The organism is Cupriavidus pauculus (assembly GCF_002858765.1).
Lineage (GTDB): Bacteria > Pseudomonadota > Gammaproteobacteria > Burkholderiales > Burkholderiaceae > Cupriavidus > Cupriavidus pauculus_B.
This window is the reverse complement of the sequence record NZ_PJRP01000001.1, coordinates 1043413-1047417: the sequence shown is the minus strand read 5'-3', so window position 1 is coordinate 1047417 and position 4005 is coordinate 1043413. Positions and strand designations below refer to the sequence as shown.

General features: G+C 57.9%; 3 protein-coding genes and 1 pseudogene. 2 read left to right on the top strand and 2 right to left on the bottom strand.

The features are described 5' to 3' along the window. Window positions 1-307: 307 nt before the first annotated feature. Window positions 308-706: pseudogene (locus tag CYJ10_RS04745) on the bottom strand (PA0069 family radical SAM protein); the annotation flags it as partial. A gap of 109 nt (window positions 707-815) precedes the next feature. Here CYJ10_RS04745 and istA point away from each other — a divergent pair. Then, window positions 816-1826, top strand: coding sequence for an IS21 family transposase (gene istA, locus CYJ10_RS04740; protein WP_180862835.1), 1011 nt, complete (start codon window positions 816-818; stop codon window positions 1824-1826). Then, complete coding sequence (gene istB, locus CYJ10_RS04735) at window positions 1823-2638, top strand: IS21-like element helper ATPase IstB (RefSeq protein ID WP_219621418.1); 816 nt, start codon at window positions 1823-1825, stop codon at window positions 2636-2638. Before istA ends, istB begins: the two co-directional genes overlap by 4 nt. Window positions 2639-2802: 164 nt before the next feature. On the opposite strand, the gene CYJ10_RS04730 is transcribed toward istB, so the two are convergent. Then, complete coding sequence (locus tag CYJ10_RS04730) at window positions 2803-3306, bottom strand: hypothetical protein (RefSeq protein WP_146001989.1); 504 nt, start codon at window positions 3304-3306, stop codon at window positions 2803-2805. Between the last annotated feature and the right edge of the window lie 699 nt (window positions 3307-4005).

Here is a 4005-nt window from a genome sequence, read left to right as displayed (position 1 = left end):
GGGCAGCGCGTAAAGCAACCGCCACGGCATTGACCGATCGCAAGCTTACGAGCAATAAGCCTTTCCCCAACTCGTAAAACGACCATACTGCTTAGGTCCAAATGACCGGCAGCCTGCCCCGCTGCAGCGCTGCGAAGGAGACGCAGATGGAACATCCCAGCTACGAGGAAGGACGCCTGGCGGCGATTGCCGTGCGGCTGGCCATGTCGTCGGGCTTGCCGCCCACGAGTGCCAGGGCGGCACTGGAACTTGCCTGCCGCATGATCGACGACGGCCTTGATGCACCTTCCACGGCCCGCAAGGAGACTCAGAAGAGCGAGCCCTGCCTGTCCTCGCCGCCGCGTGGCCGCATGAATCGTATCGGCCTGGGCGGCGGCCTGAACCGCGACGTATCGAGCTCGAAGCGGTTATAGCGAAAGCCGAGGCGATCCGCCGCCTTGTAGAAGCGTTGCCGGATCAGATCGGCCCAGATTCCCGTGCCGCGCATGCGCGAGGCGAAATCGGCGTCATAGTCCTTGCCGCCGCGCATTTCGCGCACGCGGTTCATGACCCGCTCGGCACGGTCTGGAAAATGCGCCTGCAGCCATTCCTGGAACAGCGGGCGCACCTCCCAAGGCAAGCGCAGCACGATGTAGTTCGCATAGACCGCGCCGGCTTCGTGCGCCGCTTCCAGAATCCGTTCGAGATCGGGTTCCGTGATGTGTGGGCGGCGGACGTAAATTGCACAGAACTGGCGGACGAAATTTGCACGCTCGGGCAAGGTGGCAGCTCCGAAAGAGCCTTTGGAGCCGCCTATGTACGGGAGGGAACAACGCGTGTTGCTACGTCACTATCTGGAGCAAGGCCTGTCCAAAACGGAGATCGCGCGGCAATTGGGCGTGAGCCTGCGCACCCTGTACTACTGGATCGACACAGGGCAACTCGATCGCTCACGGGATAACGAGTCACTGCGGTACCGGTGTCGTCCACCGGTCCCACACAAGATTGATAAGTTCCGCGGCATTATCACGGCACGCCTGGCGGAATACCCGAGGCTGACCGCGATGCGGCTGTTCGAGGAGATCTGCGCTGCCGGTTACAAGGGCGGCTATTCGCAGGTCAAGGAGTTCGTGCGACAAATTCGCCCAGGTGCGGTCCCAGAGCCAGTCGTGCGTTTCGAGACGCCGCCCGGACGGCAGGCGCAAGTTGATTTCGCCGAGTTTCGGCTGCCATGGGGCAAACGGTACGCCTTGTTCGTAGTGCTGAGCTATTCGCGACGCATGTGGCTTCAGTTTTACCCGCGCCAAAGCATGGAGGTGCTCATGCAAGGCCTGGAAGAGGCCTTTGCCTTCCATGGTGGCGTTCCCTTGGAGCTACTGTTCGACCAAATGAAAGCCGTTGTGGTCGACGATCAGCGTGGCGCCGGCGGCAGGGTGTTGGAGAACGTCGAGTTTTCGCGCTTTGCTCGCCATTGGGGCTTTCGCATCCGCGCTTGTCGCCCGTACCGGGCTCAGACCAAAGGCAAGGTGGAGCGACCCATCAGATATGTCCGACAGAGCTTCTTCTACGGTCGGGAATTCCTCAATGATGCAGATCTGAATACCCAGGCGTTGTCGTGGGTAATGCGCAAGGCCAACCAGCGGAAACATCGGACCACTGCAGAGGCACCCGATGCCCGCTTTCTACGCGACGAGTTGGCCTTACTTCAGCCGTTGGCACGAGCACCATATAGAGGACTGGCAACCCTGTCAGACCGCCCGACTTGCCGGATACCGGCCGCGGCCTTGCCCAGGGTGGAGAGGCGCTCCCTGAGCGAATACGGCAGGCTGGCGGGAGACCAACGATGAGCGCCGCCCGGTCACCCCGCGAGGCCATCCGCGATATGCTGGCGGATCTTAAGATGCCAGGTTCGCTCGAGGCGATCGACCAGATCCTCAGCGCGGTCGACAGCGGCCAACTAACAGCGTCTGAAGCAATTCAGCGCCTCCTGGGAGCGCAGATAAAGCTGCGAAACAACCGCCGTCTGATGGCGGCAATGCACTCTTCCCGGCTCCCTGCTATCAAGACCCTGGAGGATTTCGATTTCGCCTTTCAGCCATCGATCAAGCGCGAACAAATCGAGAGCTTGCACGAGCTCGGCTTTGTCGAGCGCAAGGAGAACGTCGTCCTGCTCGGCCCGCCTGGCGTCGGAAAAAGCCACCTCGCAATCAGCCTGGCCGTCGCGGCGGCCAAGCGGGGCCGCCGCGTCTACTATGGGACCTTGATCGACTTGATCTCGTCACTTGAGGAAGCGCAGGCGACGGGACAACTGCTTCGTCGTCTCACGGTACTAACCCATCCGGCGTTGCTGGTCGTCGATGAGATTGGCTACCTGCCGATCACGCACGGCGGCGCTGTGCTGTTCTTCCAGCTCATTAGTCGACGCTATGAACACGCTTCTACCGTACTGACTTCCAACAAAGGATTCGAAGAATGGGGAGCTGTCTTCGGGGATGAAGTGATGGCTGCCGCGCTCATCGACCGAGTGCTCCATCACTGCCATCTCGTGAACATCAAGGGGAACAGCTATCGCATGCGTGAGCACGCAGAGCTCTCGCGGGAGCTTAACCGTGAGTCACGCGCTCGACGCACACGCGCGGAAATAACGGGCACCGCATAGTTCCCGAGTTCGCTTGAACTGCTATCGCCTCCAATCGGCGGTTCCCGACCCTGAAGGGTCCTTCAGCTTTCTCGTTAGCGGACAGTCGCGAAGATCAATTCGCGCGCTCGTTTCGGCAGCCGCGCGGAGGGGTAGCTTGAACCGGCGACAATGCCCGGAACTCGTCAATAATTTGCCCAAGCCTCCGAACCGTTGAACGCATACCCTTCTTGTTCGCCCATCGCATCTTGAATTGACGGCCACTCGATACGGGGATCGTAGATGTATCGCGGCAAAACGAAGTATCTGGAATGTCTCACGTCGATAATCGTCGTCAGCCTTTCGAATTTCTTTTCCATCCAACTGAAGGCAATGAAGTTCGAACATTCTGACATTGCGAAAATGCTGCCCCACGCATAGCCGGGAAGCCGGCGCCCGGCTAAATCAACGACGTGGTATGAATCTCCGTGAGGAGGCTCACCTGCATATCGCAGTGTGATCTCATAGCTACCATCGGGCGGAATCAGCACGTAGTCCCCCATGCCTGCCCAATGGCAAAGGTTATCCAACGTAAATTGAATCTTGCAAGGTTCCATCAGCCTGCTTTTCATCGCAAATGAAGATTGCTCACCCGATTGTCGGCGATTCGCATAGGTATGTCGAACGGCCGAAAGTGGCTTTGGATTCAACGCGAAACTGCGACCCTCTCTGGCCGATCTTTTCGGTCATTGGGCGGTACATGCAAGTTGTGTCGAGCTACGAAGGTTTAGCGTGACTGCATGCAAGGTCCGCTTCCGCACTAATCAATGACTTCGGTGGAATCGCGTTGTCAGTCTGACGAGTTGCGATCTCTATCGAACGTGATCTAACCATAGTTCCATCTGTCTTTCTCGTATGGATATGTTCGATGTTGAACAGCCTGCGATCACAATCGAACCAATACCTTGATTCCCCAATTCTGTAGCTCTCCGTCGACGACACTACCTGTTCTTCAACGTATGTCTGTCGATTCCAGGCAGTGATGCCACCATCGCTCGTCCGATGAATTGAGTTGACGTCGATTTCGACCTTCGTGAAAATCCTGAGTGGGTATGGCGCAGTGACAGGCTTCCATTGCGGCTTCGCCATCTGTGTCTGATCCGCAGGCAATGAGGCGAGCGAGTCCACGTCCCGTGCTTGGTGTGTGATATTGCTGCATCCCGCGCACATGCTGCCAGCAATGATGATCAGAGAAAGAAGTTTCATGGTATTCACTTTGCTGTATCCGATCCATTCGCAGGCGATGGCGCAGATTTTTTGCAAATCCTCCGAGTGATTAAGTGGTTAAAAAGACCTGACCGGGATTGTCTACAAAGTGAGCCTGGATGTCGATTGACCGCTCATGGCCG